This is a genomic window from Pusillimonas caeni (assembly GCF_003545815.1).
GTDB lineage: Bacteria > Pseudomonadota > Gammaproteobacteria > Burkholderiales > Burkholderiaceae_B > Pusillimonas > Pusillimonas caeni.
Genome location: NZ_PDUW01000001.1, coordinates 363,003 through 382,982, shown reverse-complemented (window position 1 = coordinate 382,982; position 19,980 = coordinate 363,003). Strand labels below are relative to the sequence as shown.

The window sequence follows — 19,980 nt, the reverse complement described above, 5'->3', positions numbered from 1 at the left end:
GATGGCCGGCAAGCCGCCGGTATCGGCGAGGATGAAAGAGAGAAAGATGAAGGGAATCGGTTTGAGTTTTCCGGATCGGTATCGTCCGGGCCTGCGGGCCGCTACGCTGGCGGTATTGCTGGCCCTGACAGGTTGCGCGGTGGGTCCGGACTACCGCCTGCCGGTCGTGCAGGTGGGCGATCACTACAAAGAGGCCGAGGGCTGGACGCAGGCGCGTCCCAGCGACGAGGCGCCGCGGCCCGATTGGTGGCGCAGCTTCGAAGACCCGCGGCTCGACGGCCTCATGCGCGAGATGCTGGCGGCCAACCTGACCATTGCCCAGGCCGAGGCGCGCAACCGCCAGGCCCAGGCGCTGGTCCGTTCCGCCGGGGCGGGATTCTTCCCCACCGTGGGCAGTTCGGCCTCGGCCACGAGGTCGGGCGGCGGATCGGGCAACGCCGGCACGGGCAGCGGCTCGGGCGGAGGCACGGGCAATCAGTACAGTTTGTCGGGCAACGTCAGCTGGGAGGTCGACCTGTGGGGTCGCGTGCGCAGGACGGTGGAGGCCAGCGAGGCGGGCGCCCAGGCCGGCGCGGCGGATGTGGCGGCCACGCGCCTGAGCATGCAGTCGACGCTGGCGCAGACCTATTTCCAGCTGCGCGCCTTCGATGCCGAGAAGGAGCTCTATCGCCAGACCGTGGCGGCTTATGAGCGTTCGCTGGAAATGACGCAGAACCGCTACGCCGCCGGGGTGGCGGCCCAGGCGGACGTTGCTTCGGCCCGTACGCAGCTCGAGAATGCTCGCGCGCAGATGCTGGCGCTGGACCGGCAGCGGGCCCAGCTCGAGCACGCCTTGGCTGTGCTGCTGGGGCGCGCGCCGTCGCAATTCGGCCTGGAGGCGGGGCCTTTGCTGGCGGGAGTGGTGCCCGAGCCGCCCGCCGGCCTGCCGTCCCAGTTGCTCGAACGCCGTCCCGATATTGCGGCGGCCGAGCGCCGCACGGCGCAGGCCAATGCGCGCATCGGCGTGGCGCAGGCGGCCTGGTTTCCCGATCTGACGCTTAGCGCGCAGGCGGGCTACCGGGGCAGCCAGTGGGCTGAATGGCTCAGCGCGCCCTTCCATTTCTGGTCGCTGGGACCGGCCCTGGCATTCACGATATTCGACGGCGGCGCCCGGCAGGGGCAATTGGAAGAGGCCCGTGCCGTCTACGATGAACAGGTGTCGGCCTATCGGCTCACTGTGTTGTCGGCCTTGCAGGAAGTCGAGGACTATCTCGTGCAGCTTCGTGTGCTGGCGCAGGAGCAGGAGACGCAGGGCAGGGCGCTGGCGTCGGCGCGCGAGTCGCTGCAATTGACTCGGAACCAGTACGACGCTGGAATGATCGATTACCTCAGCGTCGTCCAGGTGGAGGCGACGGCTTTAAGCGCCGAGCGCTCGGCCTTGTCGCTGAGGCTGAGCAGGCTGATTGCTTCGGTGCAGTTGATGACGGCGCTGGGCGGGGGGTGGCAGGTGTCGGAGCTTGAAAGGCCGGAGGCGGATACGGTCCAGTCTCAATGATTATCGATTTTTTAGAGCTTGTTGGATCCAGGGTTTACAAAGCACATATTCGTTGAGTTCTTGACCCGGGTGAGGGGCGGTGTGCGGTTTACAGTCCGCGTCATGCGGCCCTTCGGGCTTCTCGAATTTTTCTTGTTCGGCCGGGCGGCGGCAGAACTCAACCTCGCCGCTACGCGGCTCGGGATTCAAACAGGCTGGCGCCGACACCCCCCGCCCGAACAAGAGAAATTCGGCGCATGCCGAACGGACTGTAAACCGCACACCGCCCCTCACCCTGAAAGGCCAGGCATGCTCGGAGCACCTGAGCCTCAGCTTATGCAAGTAGATGCCGAATACCCGCAATGCCATGAGCGCCGTGCCGCTTCGCCATAGGCAGGGTGTCGGCGGACTGGCCGCCTATGGCGTATACGGGCAGGCCCGCCTCGAAGGCCAGGCGGGAGAAGCCCTCCCAGCCCAGCGGCGGCTGGTCCGGATGGGAGGGGGTTTCCAGCACGTGGCCCAGCACGGCGAGATCGGCCTGCAGGGCGCGCGCGGTTTTCAGGTCGTCGGCATTGTGGGCCGAAACGCCTACCAGGCGGCGCGGCTTCAGATGGGCGTCCCGCCGCGTCAAGGCGTACTCGCGGCTGTTCGGATCGAGGCCGTTGGCCTGCGCTTGGCCATTGGGAGCGGTATGCAGGACGCCGGCGGGGGCGATGCGGTCGCCTCTTGCCAGGGCGGCCGCGTCCTGGGCGCGCAGGTGCACGCCGTCGGCCAGCGTCCACCAGTCTTCCGGGTGAATGCTGTTGACCAGGCACGGCACGCCGGCTTGGCGGCACACTTGCAGGACCGCCTCCAGGCCCGCGCGAACTTCGGCGGCATCGGCTTCGGCGGCCCATTGCGGTTCGCGGAACTGCACCAGCATCTTGCCGCCCGCCAATGCGGTTTCGAGTTTGGACAGGAAGTTCGCCAGGCCTTCCGCGCCGCCTATCGACGTCAACAGATAGCGTTCAGGCAACTGCAGCCAGCGCAGCGGCGGCTCAGTGGCCGGCAGCAGGGGGCCGATATCCAGGGGGCGGTCGGTTCTGACCCACGCCAGCGACTGGCCTTCGATGCCGGTGGGCGTGCCTTGCCATCCGGTCACCTTGCAGAAGGAAAGGCGCACGATGGTCTTGGGGTATTCGTGCACATGGGTGACCCAGCGCGAGGACTCGGTCACGTCGATGTCCAGTTCTTCCTTCAGCTCGCGGGCCAGGGCCTGCAGCACGGTCTCGCCGGGCTCGATCTTGCCGCCGGGCAGCTCCCACCAGCCCGACCAGGGCTTGTCGCCCGGCCGCTCGGCCAGCAGCAGCTCGCCGTCGGGGCGCAGGACGAGGCCCGCCGCCACGTCGACGAAGGGCTTAGACATGGCGGGCGGCCCAGTCGCGCGCGAACTGGCGCGCCACGCGTCCCGAGCGCGAGCCGCGCTCCAGCGCCCATTGCAGCGCTTCGATGCGGGATTCGGCAATGCTTTCGGGCGAGCAGCCGTGGACGCCCAGCCAATAATTGACGATGTCCAGATAGTCGTCCTGCTTGAAGGGGTAGAAGGACAGCCACAGGCCGAAGCGCTCGGACAGCGAGATTTTTTCCTCGACAGTTTCGCCGGGATGGATCTCGCCGTCGGGCTGGTGCTGCGCGCTGAGGTTTTCGCTGAGGTATTCCGGCATCAGGTGGCGGCGATTGGAGGTGGCGTAGATCAGCACGTTGTCGCCCGAGGCGCTGATGGAGCCGTCCAGCACGGATTTCAGCGCCTTGTAGCCCGGTTCGCCTTCCTCGAAGGACAGGTCGTCGCAGAAAATGATGAAGCGCTCGGGACGGGTGCCGAGCAGGTGCACGATGTCGTCCAGATCGGCCAGGTCGGACTTGTCGACCTCGATCAGGCGCAGGCCCCGGTCGGCGTAGGCGGCCAGCATGGCCTTCACGAGCGAACTCTTGCCGGTGCCCCGGGCGCCGGTCATCAGCACGTTGTTGGCCGGCTTGCCTTCGATGAACTGGCGGGTGTTGCGGTCGATGATGCCTTTCTGGCGCTCGATGTGCTGCAGGTCGCCGGCCTCGATGCGGGAAACCTGCTTCACAGCGTCGAGCCAGCCGCGCGCGCCGCGCTTGCGCCAGCGGTATGCGTGGGCGCTCCAGTCGGTTTCGGGCGGGGCGGGCGGCAGCCAGGCTTCAAGTTGGGCCAGAACGCGTTCCGCGCGTTCCACGAGCGTGGTCAGGTCTAAGGCACTCAAGCGTTTCTCCAGGCAATTCCGGGCAAACCGCCATTATCGCCAATTTCGGGCCGAGGGGCAGCGGAGGGCCTTGTGCAAGCACGTATAATCTAGCCTGGCCCGCGAGGTTGTTCCGGCATCCGTCAGCGGTCTCGAGTGTGCCCCTGGGCTTCTTTGTTGCGGATTCCCCTTTGAACCTAGCCGATTTGCTTGCGCCCGTTTCAGACGACATGAAAGCCGTCGATGAGGTCATCCGGGCGCGCCTGAACTCCGACGTCGTCCTTATCCGCACCGTGGGCGACTACATCATCGGCGCCGGCGGCAAGCGGATGCGGCCGGCCTTGTTGCTGATGATCGCGAATGCACTGGGCTACAAGGGGACGCAGCATCATCTGCTGGCCGCCGTGGTCGAGTTCATCCATACCTCCACCCTGCTGCACGACGACGTCGTCGACGAATCCGATCTGCGGCGCGGGCGCAGCACCGCCAACGCCGTGTTCGGCAACGCGGCCAGCGTGCTGGTGGGCGACTATCTGTATTCGCGCTCGTTCGAGATGATGGTCGAAGCCGACTCCATGCGCATCATGCAGGTGCTGTCCCAGGCCACCACCATCATTGCCGAGGGCGAGGTGCTGCAGCTGCTCAACGTGCACGACCCGGCCGTCTCCATCGAGCGCTACATGCAGGTCGTGCGCTACAAGACCGCCAAGCTGTTCGAAGCCGCCGCCCAGGTCGGCGCCATCGTCGCCGGGGCCGACGCCCGCCAGGAAGAGGCGGCGGCAGCTTACGGCCGGCATATCGGCACGGCCTTCCAGCTCGTCGACGACGTGCTGGATTACAGTGGCGACGCCGGCTCCCTGGGCAAGAATGTGGGCGACGACCTGCGCGAAGGCAAGCCCACCATGCCGCTCATCCGCGCCATGGAAGTCGGCACCGAGGCCCAGCGCCGGCTCATCGCCGGCGCCATCGAAGCCGGCGACGGCGACTTCGAGGCGGTGGCCCGGGCCATCCACGACACCGACGCGCTCGACCACACCCGCCGCATCGCCGCCGACGAAGCCGAAGTGGCGCGCCAGGCGCTCGAAGCCTTCCCCGTTTCCGCACATCGCGATTCTTTGCTAAAATTCTGTTCTTTCGCGGTGGAACGAGACCGCTGAAAAGAAGGGCCGGCCCATGGCTTGATAGGGGACCCGGCCATTTTTGGGTCTGAAGCCTTGAGCCTTGGCCTGTAAACTTCAAGCCAAAACACACACTCGGGGTGTAGCTCAGCCTGGTAGAGTACTGCGTTCGGGACGCAGGAGCCGGAGGTTCGAATCCTCTCACCCCGACCAAGTTTTCAAAACAAAGCCCTTGAAATCCAACGCCCGGATTTCAAGGGCTTTGTTTTTGTTGTTGAGGATTGGTTTGGCTCTTCCCCGTTATCGGGGTCTGGGGATGGTTTTCTGGTTCAGGCATGCAGGTGCGCGTGGAATGATCGAGCACGGAGTGTCAGATATTCCGGCGATTACCGCCTATAATGCGGTATATGCCGAATCCGGAAGTTCGAGGAGGACACCATGTTTGCCGAAATAATGAGGGATGCCGGCTACGCCGCCTATCGCTCGCGCTTGAACGCCTTGCTGGGCATTCCCGAGAACGCAACCGAGACGCAGATCCACGACAGCATTGTGCATGGGTTTCCTGCCACACGGCTCGTGGAGTTATGTGAAAAAGGCGAAGTTACCCCGCTTGAGCGCGATCAAATAATTCCCTTGCGCACGCTTAAAACGCGCCTTTCCAAAGAGCAGCCTTTAACGGTAGACGAAAGCGACCGGCTTTTTCGCGCGGCACACATTACCGCCATGGCGCAAACAATCTTTGGCGATCAGGCCAAGGCCAGGCGGTGGCTATCCAAGCCCAAAGCACGATTCAATGGCCAAAATCCTATGGCGCTTCTGACAACGCTCCAGGGTACGCGCCAAGTCGAAGAAATGCTGCTGCAAATTGCCGAAGGCTACGCGTTTTGATTTTTTGGAGAATCAGCGCCTTCCCCGATCTGACCGGACGAGGCGGCATGCTGGCCAGCGGGCGCTGGCACCGTGCCGGAAGGCCTGTCGTTTATCTGGCCGACTCCCCGGCTTCGGCCATGCTGGAAGTATTGGTGCACCTTGAAATCGACGCTGAAGACATCCCGGATAATCTGAAACTGCTTCGCATCGAAATACCCGACAGCGCATCGATGCAAAATCTCGCCGATTATCTGCCCGAGCAATGGGAGGACAGCCCGGCACACACCAGAGCACTGGGCGACGGCTGGCTGGCCAAGAACCAAACTTTGCTATTGCAAGTACCTAGCGCAATCATGCCTCATACACAGAATTATCTGTTCAACCCCCTGCATGCCGAAGCGGGTTTGGCGAAAGTGGAAGTGGAGACTTTGAAGCTGGATGGTCGGCTTGTCGGAACAACGTAGAGTAAAGCTGCGCCAGGGGCTGCTGGATTATTGCGAACGCGATACGCTGGCGCTGGTTAGACTGGCGGATTTCTTACAGAGCGTGAATCTTTGATTCCAAGAAGTTTGAGCGACTGTCCATCTCCGAGCGTACTGTGGCATGGACTGATCCTAGCCTATCGTCATCAAAGCCGTATTTCCCCCCGCCGCCGCGGTATTGATGCTGACCGACCGCTCGACGACAAGCCGTTCAAGCGGCACGTCGGTGCAACCCGCGTCCAGGGCGATCAAGGCAATGATCGGCCCTTCTTGTTCAGCCAGCGCGCGGGCCAGTTCCGTGGCGGCCGACTGCGGTCCATGAAAGAGCGCTGCATCGAACTGCTGGCCCGGCCAGTCTTCGACGACTAGGACGCGGTCGAGCAGAAAGCGGGGCAGGCCGGCAGGCAGCTCGGCATGCTTGGACGGCACCAGGGCGCGACCGCCCACCGCGACGATTGCGGCGAGCTGCACAAGCAGATCGTCGCCGTCATCGGCCAGGCAGAGCATCTGCTCTTTGGGGACCAAGCTGTATGTATTGAGTTCGCCCGTCGGGCCGGGAAGCGTGCAACGTGCGCCCGAAGGCGTGGTTTGCGCGAAATTTGCGCAGGCTTGCGCCAAGGCATGGCGGCCATTTTGGCTGGCCCACGCCTGGAATGCGAGCAATTCATGCTTCAAGGCCTCGCGGCCGCGGGTGTCGATGGATGTCGCCATGCCGGGCGAATCGAGGGCGTCGGCCGAGGCCGAGGCGGGCCGCCGGGACAACAGCCGCAGGGCGTACAGCGGGCCGCCCGCTTTGGGTCCCGTGCCGGACAGCCCCTCGCCGCCGAAAGGCTGGACGCCGACCACCGCGCCGACCATGTTGCGATTGACGTAGATATTGCCGGCCTTGGCCAATTCCGTGGCCGTTGCAATGGTTTCATCGATCCGGCTATGCAGGCCGAATGTCAGTCCGAAGCCGAGTGCGTTGATGTGTTCGATGAGCTGCTGGAAGTCCTGGCGCCGATAGCGCACGACATGCAGCACCGGGCCGAACACCTCGTGCTCCAGCAGCGAGACGGAAGGAATCTCGATGAGGGTAGGCGCCAGGAAAGCCCCGTCGAGCTGATCCAGATCGCTTTGGTCGTGTGCTTGGTAAACCCGGAAGCCTTGCATCCGCAGGCTATCGATATGCTTGGTGACGCGGGCTTTTGCCTCGTCATCGATCATCGCCCCGATGTCCGTCGAAAGAAGAAGGGGATCGCCCACGGCCGATTCGGCCATCGCGCCCTTCAGCATCCGGATCACCTGGTCCGCAATGTCTTCCTGCACGCAAAGTATGCGCAGGGCGGAACATCGCTGGCCGGCGCTGTCGAACGCGGAGGCCATCACATCGCCGACCACTTGTTCGGGCAGGGCCGACGAGTCCACCAGCATGGCGTTCTGGCCGCCGGTTTCCGCGATCAGCGGTACGAAATGTCCGAGTCTGTCGACGCGGCCTGCGATCCGCCGGGCAAGGGTTTGGGCGACTTCCATGGAGCCGGTGAATACGACGCCTTTGACGCGCTCGTCGGCAATCAGGGCGGCGCCGGCTGTTTCGCCCTGGCCCGGCACGAACTGCAGCGCCGATTCCGGAATGCCCGCGCTCAGCAACAAGCGGACCATTTCACGGGCGACGAGCGGCGTCTGTTCGGCCGGTTTGGCCAGCACCGTATTGCCCGCGGCCAGCGCGGCGGCAATCTGGCCCGTAAAGATGGAAAGCGGGAAATTCCACGGGCTGATGCAGGCCACCGGGCCCAGGGACTCATGGGTGTCGTTCTTGAAGCTGTGCTTGGCCTGAAGCGCATAAAAGCGCAGGAAGTCCACTGCCTCGCGCACTTCGGCGATTGCGTTGGCGTAGGTCTTGCCCGCTTCGCGTATGAGTATTCCCGTGAACACGAGGATCTTGTCCTCCAGCGCGTCCGCCGCCGCTTCCAATGCCGCGGCCCGGTGTCCGGGCGAAGTCCGCGACCATTGGCGCCATCCCTGGAAAGCGGCGGAGACAGCCAGTGCGGCATGCTCGGCAGTGGCCTCGGTCACATACCCGACGATGTCGGATCGCCGGGCCGGGTTGCGCACCGTGCACCCCGTTCCCGAAACCTCGCGTCCATCGATCACCGGAGCGGCATGCCAAGGGTGGTTTTCGTGGCTCAGCAGGTGCCGGGTCAAGGCGGCGAGGGCATGCTCGTCGCTCAGGTTGATGCCTCGCGAATTTCTGCGGCTCGCGCCAAAGAGCGATGCGGGCAGCGCAATCCGCGGATGGGGAAGCCCGGCCTGCCCCTCGGCCCGGCCCGTCCTTTCGATGAGGCCGACCGGGTCTTCGATGAGCGTGTCGATCGATCGGGACTCATCGGCGATCTGGTTGACGAACGAGGTATTCGCGCCGTTTTCCAGCAGGCGCCGGGCCAGATAAGCCAGCAAGCGGTCATGAGTGCCCACTGGGGCGTAAATGCGGCACGGGCGATCGAGTCCGCCTTCGGAAACGGGGGCCACGACCTGCCGGTACAGAGATTCGCCCATTCCGTGCAGGCATTGGAATTCGTACTGGCCGGGGGCGTAATCGCGACCGGCCAACTGATACACGGCCGCCACGGTATGCGCGTTATGCGTACCGAACTGCGGATAGCATGCGTCGGGCGCCGAGAGCAGCTTCTGCGCGCACACCAGGTAGGCCAGATCGGTGTGCGCCTTGCGGGTGTAGACGGGATAGTCCGTCAAGCCGTCGACCTGGGCCCGCTTGATCTCGGTGTCCCAATAGGCGCCCTTCACCAGCCTGATCATGAGGCGATGTCCGCTGCGCCGCGAAAGGTCGAGCAGGAAATCGACGACTTGCGGACAACGCTTCTGGTAGGCCTGGACCGCCAGCCCAATCCCGTCCCAGCCGGCCAGCATGGGGTCGAAGCAAAGCCTTTCGATCAGGCGCAGCGAGAGGTCCAGGCGGTCGGCCTCTTCGGCATCGACGTTCACGCCGATGTCGTAGTGCCTTGCCAAGATGGTCAGGTGTTGCAGGCGGGGATAGAGTTCGGCCATGACGCGGTCCAGCTTGGCACGGCTGTAGCGGGGATGAAGCGCCGACAGTTTGATGGAGATGCCGGGCGCATCGTAGAGGCCGCGGTACTGCGCGTCGTGGCCGATCGCGTGCACCGCCTGTTCGTAGGCGTCCATGTAGCGCCGGGCATCCGCGCCTGTCAGCGCCGCCTCGCCCAGCATGTCGTAGGAATAGCGAAACCCCTCCCGTTCCTGTCGCCGAGCGTTGGTCAAGGCATGTTCGATGGTCTCGCCGGTAACGAATTGCTCGCCTATCTTGCGTATGGCGATATCGACGCCCTTGCGGATCAGCGGCTCGCCCCCCTGGGCGATCAGGCGCGTCAGCGAGCCGGCCAGGCCGCTTTCATGGCCGGGAGCGACCAGGCGGCCGGTGATGAGCAGGCCCCAGGCAGCCGCATTGACGAATGTCGATGAAGACCCGCCCAGGTGGCGCTGCCAGTCGCCGGAGGCCACCTTGTCGCGAATCAGCGCGTCGCGGGTCTGCTTGTCCGGAATGCGCAGCAGCGCTTCCGCCAGGCACATCAACGCAATGCCTTCTTTTTCGGACAGCGAGAATTCCTGCAGCAGGCCTTGCGCGAAATCCGTCCTGAAGGCGGTCTTGCGATTGCGCACGGCGTCGGCAAGACGGCAGGCCAGCTCGCGCGTGAAACCGGCCTGCCGGCTCAGGCCCTTGGCCTGGGCCAGCAGACGTTCAACGGCGGCAGTCTCCGGAATCCTGTAGGTGGCAGCGATGGCGTCGCGCAAGGGCGACGCATCGGCTAGCTGCCCGAGCTGGCCGCGCAGCGATGTCGCAGCTGTTGTGATCACGCTGATCCCGGGATGGGCTTTCACCTCCCGGCTCAAAGACGATGTTCACCTATTATGCATTGAGTTTTGTGTCGGCGCCGCCTGGCCGGCGAGCGCCGCCTTTCACCACCGCCGCGCAGGGATTCAACCCCATCGAATAGGCCAGATCGCCCGGCCTGTCGATGTTCCACAAGGCAAAGTCGGCGTCCTTGCCCACTTCCAGGCTGCCTAGCCGGGCCTCCAGGCCCAGCGCTCGCGCGGCATTGAGGGTGAGGCCCGCCAGGGCTTCCTGCGGCGTCAGGCGGAAGAGGGTGCAGGCCATGTTCATGGCGAGCAGCGGCGAAGTCAGGGGCGAGGTGCCCGGATTGCAGTCGGTGGCGACGGCGATGGGCACGCCGGCGTCGCGCAATGCCTGTACCGGTGGCAGGAGGGTGTCGCGCAGGAAATAGAAGGCGCCCGGCAGCAGGACGGCGACGGTGCCGGCGGCGGCCATGGCGGCGATGCCTTTTGCGGACAGGTGCTCGAGGTGATCGGCGGAAAGGCCGCCATACCGGGCGGTGAGCTGGGCGCCGCCCTGGTCGGATAGCTGTTCGGCGTGCAGCTTGACCGGCAGGCCGTGCTGCTTCGCCTTCAGGAAGACGCGTTCGGTTTGCGCCGGGGTGAAGCCGATGTTCTCGCAGAAGGCGTCGACGGCGTCGACCAGGCCTTGGCCGGCCAGCGCGGGCAGCATGGCCTGGCACACCTCGTCGATGTACTCGTCGGCCCGGCCCGCATATTCGGGCGGCAGGGCGTGGGCGCCCAGAAAGGTGGTGCGCACTTCGAGGCCCGGCAGTTGGCCGATCTCGCGCGCGACGCGCAGCATTTTTTCTTCGTTGGGCAGGTCCAGGCCGTAGCCGGACTTGATCTCCAGGGTGGTGACGCCTTCGGCCATCAGGGCATGCACGCGGGGCAGGCTGGCTTGCAGCAGTTCGTCGAAGCTGGCCGCCCGGGTGGCGCGCACGGTCGAGACGATGCCGCCGCCCTGGCGGGCGATCTGCTCGTAGGGCACGCCGTTGAGCCGGGCCTCCCATTCGTTGCTGCGGTTGCCGGCATAGACGGCGTGGGTATGGCAGTCGATGAGGCCGGGCGTGAGCCAGGCGCCGCCGCCGTCGTGTTCTTGCGCGGCGCGTGGGCCGCGCGGCAGGGCGCTGCGCGGCCCCAGCCAGGCGATCTTGCCGTCTCGCGCGGCGATGGCGCCGTCGACGATTTCACCATAGCCGCTGCCAGGCTTCATGGTGGCCAGACGCACGTTCAGCCAGAGCGCATCCCAGTGGTGGACGGAGTGATTCATGATGCGCTCGCCTGGTTTGCCATGCGCGCCGCCAGCCGGGCGGCGACGCGGGCGCTGCGATGGTCGATGTCGAAGTCCGGATTCAGTTCGGCGATGTCCGCAAGACGCATCTTGCCCGATTGCGCGACATGGTCGACCAGGGCCTCCACCACGTCGAGCCCGACGCCTCGGGCGGCGGGGGCGCTGACGCCGGGCGCCACATAGGCGGGCAGCACGTCCAGGCAGAGGGTGAAGTAGACATGATCGACGCCTGCAAGAAAAGCGTCCAGCCGCGCAAGGGCGGCATGGTGGCCGGTCATCTCTTCATCGAGCAGCCAGGTCACATCCAGAGCTTCGGCGCGATCGAAGAGGGCCCGGGTGTTGGCGTAGCGGCTCACGCCCAGGCAACAGTAGTGGAAGGGCCAGCCGCGCTGCCGGCAGTTCTCGGCAATCTGCCGGAACGGCGTGCCGGAGCTGGCGCGGTCGTCCTGCCGCAGGTCGAAGTGGGCGTCCAGGTTGACGATGCCGATGCGGGGAGCCGAGCCCGAGCGGGAGGCCAGGTGGCGGGCCAGGCCTTCGAAAGAGCCGAAGGCGATTTCGTGCCCTCCGCCCAGGGTGATGGGCAGCCAGCCCTGGCCGAGCAGGCCGGCCAGGTGGCCGGAGAGTTCGTCCTGGGCCTGTTCCAGGCCGTCGTGGGCGCCGGCTGCAAGGGGCGCGATGTTGCCCGCGTCGTACAGAGAGCGGCAGTCCAGCACCGGCATATTGGCCAGCATGGCGCGGATGGCGTCGGGCCCTTTGCGCGCGCCGGGCCGGCCATGATTGCGGTGTACGCCCGCGTCGCAGGCGAAGCCGGTCAGGACCACACCCTGGCCGGCCTGGCCCGTCCATGGCTGCACTATCTGGTGCCAGCGCTGCCCTGCCTGGCCTTCGGCGGCGTCGATGCGGCCTTTCCATTGGGACATGTCGGCTGGGGTATGCATGGCGGCACCCGTTTACTTGATCATGGGAAGATGCAGGCCGAAGCGCTTGGCGCAGTCGATGGCGGCCTGGTAGCCGGCGTCCGCGTGGCGCATGACGCCCGAGCCGCAGTCGTTGATGAGGACGCGCTCGAGCCGCCTGGCGGCCGCGTCGCTGCCGTCGGCCACGATGACCATGCCCGCATGCTGAGAGTAGCCCATGCCCACGCCGCCGCCGTGATGGAAGGAGACCCAGCTGGCGCCGCCGGCGGTATTGAGCAGGGCGTTGAGCAGGGGCCAATCCGATACGGCGTCGGTGCCGTCGCGCATGGCTTCGGTCTCGCGGTTGGGACTGGCGACCGAACCGGTGTCGAGATGGTCGCGGCCGATCACGATGGGCGCCTTGAGCTCGCCACGCCGCACCATTTCATTGAAGGCGAGGCCGGCCACATGGCGCTCCCCCAGGCCCAGCCAGCAGATGCGCGAGGGCAGGCCCTGGAAGGCGATGCGCTCGCGCGCCATGTCCAGCCAGCGCGCCACCGATTTGTTCTCGGGGAACAGTTCTTTGATCTTGGCGTCGGTCTTGTAGATGTCTTCGGGGTCTCCGGACAGCGCGACCCAGCGGAAGGGGCCCTTGCCTTCGCAGAACAGCGGCCGGATGTAGGCCGGTACGAAGCCGGGGAAATCGAAGGCCTTGCGCACGCCGGCGTCGAAGGCGACCTGGCGGATGTTGTTGCCGTAGTCGACGGCGGGCACGCCCATGGCGTGGAAGTCGAGCATGGCCTGCACATGCACGGCGCACGATTCCTGGGCGCGATCCATAAGCTCGGCATGCCGGGCAGGGTCTTTGCGCGCCGCTTCCCATTGCGGCACTGTCCAGCCGGCGGGCAGGTAGCCGTTGACGAGATCGTGCGCCGAGGTCTGGTCGGTGACCAGGTCGGGCTTCATGCCGCCTTCTCTGGCGCGGCGGGCCAGCTCGGGCAGCACCTCGGCGGCATTGCCCAGCAGGGCGATGGACACCGCCTCTTTGCGCTCGCAGTGGCGGCGCACCAGGTCCAGCGCCTCGTCCAGGTCTTTGGCCTGCTTGTCGACATAGCGCGTGCGCAGGCGGAAGTTGATGCGGCTTTGCTGGCACTCGACGGTCAGCGATACGGCGCCCGCCAGGGTGGCGGCCAGAGGCTGGGCGCCGCCCATGCCGCCCAGGCCCGCGGTAAGTATCCAGCGGCCGGCCCAGTCGCCATTGAAGTGCTGGCGGCCGGCTTCGGCGAAGGTTTCATACGTGCCCTGGACGATGCCCTGGCTGCCGATGTAGATCCAGCTGCCGGCGGTCATCTGCCCGTACATGAAGAGGCCCTTGCGGTCCAGCTCGTTGAAGTGCCGCCAGTCGGCCCATTGAGGCACGAGGTTCGAGTTGGCGATCAGCACGCGCGGGGCGTCGGGGTGGGTCTTGAAGACGCCTACCGGCTTGCCGGACTGGATGAGCAGGGACTCGTCCTCGTTCAATTGCCTGAGCTCGGCCAGGATCTGGTCGAAGCATTCCCAGTCGCGCGCGGCGCGGCCTATGCCGCCATACACCACCAGATGCTGCGGGTCTTCGGCCACCTCGGCGTCCAGGTTGTTCTGGATCATGCGGTAGGCGGCCTCGCTGATCCAGTTCTTGCACGTGAGCGTACTGCCGCGCGGAGCGCGGATGCTGCGCTTGGGATCGAAGCGGGGGTCGGTGGCGGTGGCTTTTTCGCTGACGGTGTTCATGGCGGTTTCCTTTCTGTTGCTCGGGCGGAAAATGGAGAGATCGGCCAAATGGGCGCCCGGGGTGATGTTGTTCAGTGCAGGCCCAGGTAGGCGGAGGCCAGGTCGGGGTCGCGGGCGGCGTCTTCGGCGCTGCCCTGCCATACGGTGCGGCCCGACTCCAGCACGCACACCTGGTCGGCGACGCTGAGTGCGCGGTCGGTGTTCTGTTCGACCAGCAATATGGTCATGCCGTCTTCGCGCAGCTTCTGCAGGGCCTGGTAGCACAGGTCGATGACCTTGGGCATGAGGCCCAGGGAAAGCTCGTCGATCATGATCAGCTTGGGTCGGGTCATGAGGGCGCGTCCGATGGCCAGCATCTGCTGTTCCCCTCCGGACAGGTTGCCGGCCAGCGAGCCAAGGCGTTCGCGCAGGCGCGGAAAGAGGCTTAGCACCTGCTCCCTGTCCCCGGGGTAATCGGAGCGCGGGCGTATCAGCCCGCCTACCCGAAGGTTGTCTTCCACGCTCAGGTCCTTGAACAAGCGCCGGCCTTCCGGAGATATGGCCAGACCCAGGCGAACGCGGTCGGGCGGGGGCAGGGCGCTGATGTCGCGGCCGTCGAACAGGATGCTGCCGCCATGAAGCCGTATATGGCCGGCGATGCACATCAGGGTGGACGATTTGCCGGCGCCGTTGGCGCCCAGCAGGGCGGTGATGGTGCCGGGCTGCAGCGTCAGCGAGAGTTCGTGCACGGCCTCGAAAGTGCCATAGCCGCAGGTGACGTTCTTGAGCTCAAGCACTGTGTTCCTCCGTGGATTCGGCGGGTGCGCCCAGGTAGGCGGCGCGCACCTGCGGCTGCTGCATGACTTCGCGCGGCGCGCCGCTGGCGATGCGGCGGCCGTTGTCGAGCACGACCAGCCGCTGGCAGATGCGCATGACTTCGCCCAGATTGTGTTCGATGAGGATGATGGTGATGCCCTGCCGGTTGATCTCGGCGATGGTGTCCGCCAGGGTGGCGGCTTCTTTCGAGTTCAGGCCCGCCAGCGGCTCGTCGAGCAGCAGCAGCTTGGGCTCCTGCGCCAGGGCGCGCGCCACTTCGAGGCGCTTGAGCACGCCCAGCGGCTGGATGCCGGGCATCTGGTCGGCATGCCTGGAGATGCCCACCCGGGCAAGCATCCGGCGCGCGATGTCGCGTTCGTGCCGGGAGTCGGTGTGCAGCAGCGCCTTCATGGGCGAATGGGTGTGCCTGGCGCCCGCCGCCAGCGCGACGTTGTCAAGCACGGAGATCTGGCGAAACGGCCTGACCAGCTGCTGCGAGAAGGCCAGGCCTTTGCGGATGCGCTGGTGCGTGGGCAGGCGGGTGAGGTCCTGGTCGCTCAGCTGGATGGAGCCCGCGTTGGCGCCGACGACGCCGGTGATGGCGCGCATCAGGGTGGTCTTGCCGGCTCCGTTTGGGCCGATCAGGCCCAGCAGTTCGCCGGGGTATGCCTCGAAGGAGACGTCGTCCACGGCCTTGAGGCCGCCGAACCGGACCGTGACGCCGCTGACGCGCAGCAGGGCAGTTTCGGGCGTGTGGATCATGAATGCGCTCCGTCGGGCTGAGTGGGCGCGCTGCGACGGCGCAGCAAAGAGCGGACGATGCCGGCCACGCCGCCGGGCGAGAAGCGCATCATCAGGAAAAGCACGCCGCCATAGACCAGCAGCTTATAGTCGCCGATGAACTGGAACCAGGCGGGCAGCGCCGACAGCAGGGCGGCGCCGAAGATCACGCCGGGCACGGAGCCGATGCCGCCGAACACCACCATGGACAGCACGGTGATGGATTCGATGAAGCCGAAGCTTTCCGGGCCGATGTATTTGAAATGCTGGCCGTACAGCGCTCCGGCCATGCCGGCCAGGGCCGTGCCCATGGCGAAGGCGGCGAGCTTGTAGCGGGGCACGTCGACGCCCAGCACGCGCATGGTGTCTTCGTCTTCGGCCACGCCGTTGAACACGCGGCCCATCCATGACTTCTGGATGTAGATGCAGAAAACGGCCACCAAGGCCGCCAGGCCCAGCGCCAGCCACATGAAGCCGACCCGGTCCAGGCCCGAAGCGGGAATGCCCGAGATGCCCATTTCGCCGCCCAGCCATTCCTGCTGGCGCACGACGCCCACGAACAGAAAAACCACCCCCATGGTGGTGATGGCGAGAAAGTCGTCGCGCACCCTTAGGCTGGCCAGCCCGACGATGACGCCCACGATGCCGGCCAGCAGCATGGACGCGGGCAGCGTGGCGAAGAAGGGCACGCCCGCCTTGCACAGCATGGCCGAGGTATAGGCGCCTATGCCCAGGAACGCGGCATGCCCCAGGCTGATCTGGCCGCAGAAGCCGGTGATGAGATTGAGCGACAGCGCGAAGATGACGCTGATTCCCATCGCAGTGAGCAGAGAGATTTCATATGCCATGGTGCGGCCCCCTAACGTCGAGCGAAGAGTCCCTGCGGACGGAACATGAGTACGAAGATGAGCAGGGCGAAGGCGATGGCGTTGCGGTCGAGCCATTTGTCGAGGTAGATGGTGCCGAAGGATTCGGCCACGCCCAGGACCAGAGACGCCAGCAGCGTGCCGCGCACCGAACCCATGCCGCCCAGCACGATGATGGCCAGCGCCTTGTATGAAGGCACGCTGCCCATGGTGGGTTCGACCAGATTGTTCAGCAGGGCCACCCACACGCCGGCGAAGCCGGCCAACGCGGAGCCCACGAAGAAGTTCAGGTCGCGCACCGTGCGCAGCCGGATGCCGAAGGACTGGGCCATCTGCGGATCGGATACGGTCGCCTGGCAGGCGATGCCCACCCGCGTGTGGGTCTGCAGATAGCCCAGCGCGGCGATGATGGCCAGCGAACTGCCCATGACCATGAGCTCGGCCAGGCTGAAATGCAGGCCCCCGAACACCGAGACGTAATGCTGCAGTGGCGGCGTGTCATAGGTGAGGCCCGCCGCGCCGAACAGGATGCGGAAGGCTTCTTCGAAGGCGATGTACAGCCCGATGGAGGCGATCAGCGCGACGAAGGGCGGCTGGCTCAGCATGGGCTCGTAGCACAGGCGATAGATGATCACGCCCACGATGCCCGCGCCCAGCATGGCGAGAATGCACGCCAGCGTGAGGCTGCCCGTGGCATTGGTGGCGAGTACGCCGATATAGCCGCCCAGCGTGAACAGCGCGGCGTGGGCGATGTGCAGGATGCGCAGCAGTCCGTACACCAGGGTGAGGCCAAGGGCGATGAGTGCATAGATGCTGCCTTGCACGAGTCCTTGGGCGACGAGCTCGACTAAGAGCATGTGGGCTCCTGGAGGTTCTTCCCGGAAGCCGGGCCGCTTGAGCGAGCCCGGCTTCATGCTAGGGATGGCGCGTTGCGCGCGCCGAGGCTTACTTGCTGTCTTGCGTGGGGGCGGCCAGCAGTTCCGGATCATGCAGGACTGAGTGGCGGTGGAAGGCGCCGTCCTTCACGACCTGTACCTGCAGGTCTTTATTGACCTCGTGCAGGTCATTGAACTTGAGTGTGCCGATGGGCATGGTGTAGGTGCCCTGGGCGATTGCGTCGCGTAGTTCGGCGCCGCCCTTGCCGCCGGTCTTACGCAGACCTTCGATGAGGATGGCGGTGGCGGTGTAGGTGGAGGCGCCCACCATGTCGGCGCCGAAGCCGGCCTTCTCGCGGAAGTGCTTCAGGAACTCCTGAGTTTCGGGGACGTCGGAATCTCGGTCGAGAGAGGTGACCAGCAGGGTTCCTTCGGAGGCCTTGCCGGCGATTTCGATGAATTTCTCGCTGTCGTAGCCTTCTTGGCCGATCACGGGCACCGTGATGCCGGCGGCGCGCATCTGCGAGACCAGCGGCCCGGCGTTGAAGTAGTAGCCCGACGCATAGATGGCTTCGGGATTGTCGGACTTGATCTTGGCGATCAGCGAGCCGAACTGGCGATCCTTGATGTCGTACTCGTATTCGCTGACGATGTCCAGATCGAACTTGGCGGCGGCTTCTTTGAAGCCCCGGGCCAGGGTCTGGCCAAAGTCGTTCTTGAGCGTGACGAGCACCACGCGCTTCTTGCCCAGTTCGTTGACCAGCTTGGCGCCGCCGCGGCCCTGGACTTCGCCCATGGATGAAACGCGGAACATGTAGTTGCCCGTGCGCGTGACGCTGGGGTCGATGGAATAGGCCACTACGTAGGGGACTTCGGCGGCCTGGAAGATTTGCGCGGCCGGGCGGGTGGCGGCCGAATAGGAGCCCGATACCGCTCCGACCACTTTGTCTCGTTCGATCAGCTTGGTGGCGACCGGCGTGGCCTCCTTGGCCGAGGCCTGGTCGTCGTAGGCGACGAGCACGAGCTTCTCGCCGTTGACGCCGCCCTCGGCGTTGGCTTTTTCGACCGCCAGCTGAGCGCCGATGTGGGCCGAGTTGCCATCGAAGGCGGCAAAGCCTGTCAGCGGGACATTCAGGCCGATCTTGATGTCGGCCAAGGCGCCCGGAGCGGCGAACGCGGTGGACAGGGCAAAAGCCAGGACCAGCTTGCGGGTGGTGACGAGTCGTTTCATTGTTGTCTCCTGTTGGATTGACCACGCGCGCTTTGTGCATCGATCTGGATGTGAAGCCCGCGATATGGTTGCGGCCATTGCGATGGCCATATCTTGTTGCCGGTTCGTGTGGCCGATCTGTTCTTGTCGTGGTAAGTTGTCTATACAACTTTATCAAATAAAATCTCACACATCAATAGTGATTACCAGGAGACAGCGTGGCCAAGGAAGACGCGGCGACACCGCGGTATCTGCGCATCAAGAACTATCTGCTCGCCGGCATTGCGAAAGGCCGCTGGAAGGAAGGGGACGTGGTGCCGGCCGAGCAGGCGCTTGCGCTGAAGTTCGGGGTGTCGCGCATGACGGTCAATCGGGCCGTGAAGGAACTGACGGCCGAACAGGTGCTGACGCGCATACAGGGCTCGGGCACCTATGTGGCCCAGCAGAAGTACCAGGCCACGCTCATCGCCATCAAGAGCATTGCCGACGAGGTGCGCGACCGCGGCCATACGCACAGCAGCGAAGTCCATTTGCTCGAGCGCAGCAAGGCGCAGGAGCCGCTGACGCATCAATTCGGCGTCCCGGCCGGACACGTGCTGTTTCACTCGATCATCGTGCACTTCGACAACGGCGTGCCGATTCAGACCGAGGACAGATGGGTGAATTCGGCGCTGGCGCCGGACTACCTTGAACAGGATTTTGCGGTGACCACGCCCAACGAGTATCTGATGGCAGCGGCGCCGCTGCAGGGCGTACGCTACAGCGTCGAGGCCATGAGCGCCCCGCCGGACATCGCGGCCATGCTGCATATTCCAGAGGGCGAGCCCTGCCTGGTGCTCAAGCGCAAGACATTGTCGCTGGACCAGGTGGCGTCGGTGGCCATCATGTGGTATCCGGGCAGCCGCTACCAGCTGGCCGGCGCGCTATAAAGGCGTTGCAGCATTTTTGCTGGAGGCGGCGAGCCGGGGCGCCGCGCTTGGACTGCCCCGAGCACGAGCTTGGGAGCCGGGGCCGCGGTGGAGCAGCCCTTATGGCGTGTTCGCGCCCGCGGCGGCCGTCATGTTGTCGCTGTGTCTTCTTTCTTGCTCAGTTTGCTGGTGTGCAGAGAGATCATCGGCGGCTGGGCCTGCTGGGCGCGCTCTTGGGCGAGGCGTGTTTCGAGGGGGAGGGAGTACGGCTTGACTTTCCAGGTGCGATACGGGGCAAGAGTCTTCTGTGTAGCAGACATTGAGTTTCCTGTTAGACCACCTAAGCCCTTTTATTGCTAAAAGGCCCTAGCGTTGCGGGAGCCATCATCGTTGCACATGCATATTTCACCAGTGCTACCAGAGGATGGCACATGTATATACATGCGCGCATCAG

Annotated in this window: 17 protein-coding genes and 1 tRNA gene; 6 read left to right on the top strand and 12 right to left on the bottom strand. The window is 65.2% G+C overall.

Annotation, left to right across the window (positions count from 1 at the left end):
• Positions 1-46 precede the first annotated feature (46 nt).
• On the top strand, positions 47-1,534 hold the full coding sequence (locus CSC67_RS01750; protein WP_118992787.1) for an efflux transporter outer membrane subunit: 1,488 nt from the start codon (positions 47-49) through the stop codon (positions 1,532-1,534).
• Positions 1,535-1,847: 313 nt separating this feature from the next.
• Here the strand turns inward: CSC67_RS01750 and CSC67_RS01745 are convergent, their stop codons facing one another.
• Both CSC67_RS01745 and CSC67_RS01740 read right to left on the bottom strand, forming a co-directional pair.
• Positions 1,848-2,918 carry a thiamine phosphate synthase gene (locus tag CSC67_RS01745; protein ID WP_118992786.1) on the bottom strand — a complete coding sequence of 357 codons (1,071 nt, stop codon included), beginning with the start codon at positions 2,916-2,918 and terminating at the stop codon, positions 1,848-1,850.
• A complete protein-coding gene (locus CSC67_RS01740) occupies positions 2,911-3,777 on the bottom strand; it encodes an ATP-binding protein (protein ID WP_118992785.1) in 867 nt (288 codons plus the stop codon). Before CSC67_RS01740 ends, CSC67_RS01745 begins: the two co-directional genes overlap by 8 nt.
• Positions 3,778-3,947: 170 nt before the next feature.
• Between CSC67_RS01740 and CSC67_RS01735 the strand changes: the two genes are divergently transcribed.
• The 4 genes from CSC67_RS01735 to CSC67_RS01720 all read left to right on the top strand — a co-directional run bounded on the left by CSC67_RS01735 (position 3,948) and on the right by CSC67_RS01720 (position 6,208).
• Positions 3,948-4,913, top strand: a complete 966-nt coding sequence (locus tag CSC67_RS01735) for a polyprenyl synthetase family protein (RefSeq protein WP_118993166.1) — start codon at positions 3,948-3,950, stop codon at positions 4,911-4,913.
• Between the two features lie 97 nt (positions 4,914-5,010).
• Positions 5,011-5,087, top strand: a tRNA-Pro gene (locus CSC67_RS01730).
• 225 nt (positions 5,088-5,312) lie between these two features.
• Complete coding sequence (locus CSC67_RS01725) at positions 5,313-5,762, top strand: antitoxin Xre/MbcA/ParS toxin-binding domain-containing protein (RefSeq protein ID WP_118992784.1); 450 nt, start codon at positions 5,313-5,315, stop codon at positions 5,760-5,762.
• Positions 5,759-6,208, top strand: coding sequence for an RES family NAD+ phosphorylase (locus CSC67_RS01720; RefSeq protein ID WP_118992783.1), 450 nt, complete (start codon positions 5,759-5,761; stop codon positions 6,206-6,208). Before CSC67_RS01725 ends, CSC67_RS01720 begins: the two co-directional genes overlap by 4 nt.
• A gap of 150 nt (positions 6,209-6,358) precedes the next feature.
• On the opposite strand, the gene putA is transcribed toward CSC67_RS01720, so the two are convergent.
• The 9 genes from putA to CSC67_RS01675 all read right to left on the bottom strand — a co-directional run bounded on the left by putA (position 6,359) and on the right by CSC67_RS01675 (position 18,639).
• A complete protein-coding gene (putA, locus tag CSC67_RS01715) occupies positions 6,359-10,093 on the bottom strand; it encodes a trifunctional transcriptional regulator/proline dehydrogenase/L-glutamate gamma-semialdehyde dehydrogenase (RefSeq protein ID WP_245220110.1) in 3,735 nt (1,244 codons plus the stop codon).
• A 55-nt stretch (positions 10,094-10,148) separates the two neighbouring features.
• Entirely contained in the window at positions 10,149-11,405 is a 1,257-nt protein-coding gene (gene hutI / locus CSC67_RS01710) for an imidazolonepropionase (protein ID WP_118992782.1), read from the bottom strand.
• Positions 11,402-12,364 (bottom strand): formimidoylglutamase, encoded by a 963-nt coding sequence (hutG, locus tag CSC67_RS01705; protein ID WP_118992781.1) that lies wholly within the window; start codon positions 12,362-12,364, stop codon positions 11,402-11,404. Before hutG ends, hutI begins: the two co-directional genes overlap by 4 nt.
• A 12-nt stretch (positions 12,365-12,376) precedes the next feature.
• Positions 12,377-14,092: a urocanate hydratase gene (gene hutU / locus CSC67_RS01700; RefSeq protein ID WP_118992780.1), complete on the bottom strand. Its 1,716-nt coding sequence runs from the start codon at positions 14,090-14,092 to the stop codon at positions 12,377-12,379.
• Positions 14,093-14,163: 71 nt separating this feature from the next.
• Positions 14,164-14,868, bottom strand: a complete 705-nt coding sequence (locus CSC67_RS01695; RefSeq protein WP_118992779.1) for an ABC transporter ATP-binding protein — start codon at positions 14,866-14,868, stop codon at positions 14,164-14,166.
• The gene (locus CSC67_RS01690; protein WP_118992778.1) at positions 14,861-15,649 is read right to left on the bottom strand and encodes an ABC transporter ATP-binding protein; all 789 of its coding nucleotides are present in this window, start codon (positions 15,647-15,649) and stop codon (positions 14,861-14,863) included. The genes CSC67_RS01695 and CSC67_RS01690 overlap by 8 nt, the downstream gene beginning before the upstream one ends.
• Positions 15,646-16,515 carry a branched-chain amino acid ABC transporter permease gene (locus CSC67_RS01685; RefSeq protein WP_245220091.1) on the bottom strand — a complete coding sequence of 290 codons (870 nt, stop codon included), beginning with the start codon at positions 16,513-16,515 and terminating at the stop codon, positions 15,646-15,648. Before CSC67_RS01685 ends, CSC67_RS01690 begins: the two co-directional genes overlap by 4 nt.
• Before the next feature lie 11 nt (positions 16,516-16,526).
• Positions 16,527-17,390 carry a branched-chain amino acid ABC transporter permease gene (locus tag CSC67_RS01680; protein WP_118992776.1) on the bottom strand — a complete coding sequence of 288 codons (864 nt, stop codon included), beginning with the start codon at positions 17,388-17,390 and terminating at the stop codon, positions 16,527-16,529.
• A gap of 88 nt (positions 17,391-17,478) precedes the next feature.
• Positions 17,479-18,639 (bottom strand): ABC transporter substrate-binding protein, encoded by a 1,161-nt coding sequence (locus CSC67_RS01675; RefSeq protein ID WP_118992775.1) that lies wholly within the window; start codon positions 18,637-18,639, stop codon positions 17,479-17,481.
• Between the two features lie 197 nt (positions 18,640-18,836).
• Here CSC67_RS01675 and hutC point away from each other — a divergent pair, with 197 nt between their 5' ends.
• Positions 18,837-19,547 carry a histidine utilization transcriptional repressor HutC gene (gene hutC, locus CSC67_RS01670; protein WP_118992774.1) on the top strand — a complete coding sequence of 237 codons (711 nt, stop codon included), beginning with the start codon at positions 18,837-18,839 and terminating at the stop codon, positions 19,545-19,547.
• A gap of 128 nt (positions 19,548-19,675) precedes the next feature.
• On the opposite strand, the gene CSC67_RS21295 is transcribed toward hutC, so the two are convergent.
• The gene (locus CSC67_RS21295; RefSeq protein WP_167752711.1) at positions 19,676-19,846 is read right to left on the bottom strand and encodes a hypothetical protein; all 171 of its coding nucleotides are present in this window, start codon (positions 19,844-19,846) and stop codon (positions 19,676-19,678) included.
• Positions 19,847-19,980: the final 134 nt, after the last annotated feature.

Bases quoted from the DNA above. Each gene is read 5' to 3' on its own strand.
- CSC67_RS01750 (WP_118992787.1), top strand. From the start codon at position 47: ATGAAGGGAATCGGTTTGAGTTTTCCGGATCGGTATCGTCCGGGCCTG.
- CSC67_RS01745 (WP_118992786.1), bottom strand. From the start codon at position 2,918: ATGTCTAAGCCCTTCGTCGACGTGGCGGCGGGCCTCGTCCTGCGCCCC.
- CSC67_RS01725 (WP_118992784.1), top strand. From the start codon at position 5,313: ATGTTTGCCGAAATAATGAGGGATGCCGGCTACGCCGCCTATCGCTCG.
- hutI (WP_118992782.1), bottom strand. From the start codon at position 11,405: ATGAATCACTCCGTCCACCACTGGGATGCGCTCTGGCTGAACGTGCGT.
- hutG (WP_118992781.1), bottom strand. From the start codon at position 12,364: ATGCATACCCCAGCCGACATGTCCCAATGGAAAGGCCGCATCGACGCC.
- hutU (WP_118992780.1), bottom strand. From the start codon at position 14,092: ATGAACACCGTCAGCGAAAAAGCCACCGCCACCGACCCCCGCTTCGAT.
- CSC67_RS01690 (WP_118992778.1), bottom strand. From the start codon at position 15,649: ATGATCCACACGCCCGAAACTGCCCTGCTGCGCGTCAGCGGCGTCACG.
- CSC67_RS01685 (WP_245220091.1), bottom strand. From the start codon at position 16,515: ATGGCATATGAAATCTCTCTGCTCACTGCGATGGGAATCAGCGTCATC.
- CSC67_RS01680 (WP_118992776.1), bottom strand. From the start codon at position 17,390: ATGCTCTTAGTCGAGCTCGTCGCCCAAGGACTCGTGCAAGGCAGCATC.
- CSC67_RS01675 (WP_118992775.1), bottom strand. From the start codon at position 18,639: ATGAAACGACTCGTCACCACCCGCAAGCTGGTCCTGGCTTTTGCCCTG.
- CSC67_RS21295 (WP_167752711.1), bottom strand. From the start codon at position 19,846: ATGTCTGCTACACAGAAGACTCTTGCCCCGTATCGCACCTGGAAAGTC.